The sequence below is a fragment of the Endozoicomonas atrinae genome (genome assembly GCF_001647025.1).
In the GTDB taxonomy this organism is placed as follows: domain Bacteria; phylum Pseudomonadota; class Gammaproteobacteria; order Pseudomonadales; family Endozoicomonadaceae; genus Endozoicomonas; species Endozoicomonas atrinae.
In genome coordinates this window covers 1-562 of record NZ_LUKQ02000758.1, presented here as the reverse complement: position 1 = coordinate 562, position 562 = coordinate 1, and the positions used below count along the sequence as shown (strand labels likewise).

The window sequence follows — 562 nt, the reverse complement described above, 5'->3', positions numbered from 1 at the left end:
GAGAAATGGACCATGCCGATCAGGAACTGGAAAGCAGCCATGAACCGGTTTGAAATTATGTTTCCTGACCGGTTCAAGGAGTAATAGTTTTGGTGGCGTTTACACAGAATTATTTACAGGCTCTACTGAGAGACGAATGATTGATTTGGAAGAGAATGCACGACTAAGAGAACATATTCTGCATCTTGAAGAACAGCTAACACATTTTAAACAACATGAACCACTTCATGCATTAACGAAGTGCAATCTTTCGCACCCACCAGCTAATCCAAGCCAATGCCCCCCAACCTCTTCCCAACAAAGTACCAATACCCCAATTCCATCGACGGTTTTTGCGAAGGTCAGAGAACTATCCAGCCTCTTTGGGCTTCCTAATGACTCTGATAGTAATATTCATCAGCTGGATAAGGTGCTTGAAGGAGCTATAGCCCTTGCCAGGTGTCATCACCGGCGTAAAAAGTCCTCAAAACACCAGTCCAAAATGACCTGTCGTTAAGTATAGCTTTTTGGGGTGGTCTGCAAGTCTGATAGTTCCAGAAAGTTAAATATTTTACTAAGCTGA

General features: G+C 43.1%; 1 protein-coding gene. It reads left to right on the top strand.

All coding sequences use genetic code 11. From position 1 onward, the window contains the following. Positions 1-136 precede the first annotated feature (136 nt). Positions 137-496 carry a hypothetical protein gene (locus tag AK963_RS30470; protein WP_066018861.1) on the top strand — a complete coding sequence of 120 codons (360 nt, stop codon included), beginning with the start codon at positions 137-139 and terminating at the stop codon, positions 494-496. Positions 497-562 lie beyond the last annotated feature (66 nt).

What these genes read in the sequence shown, in the direction of transcription:
- AK963_RS30470 (WP_066018861.1), top strand. Translation starts at nt 137, where the DNA reads ATGATTGATTTGGAAGAGAATGCACGACTAAGAGAACATATTCTGCAT.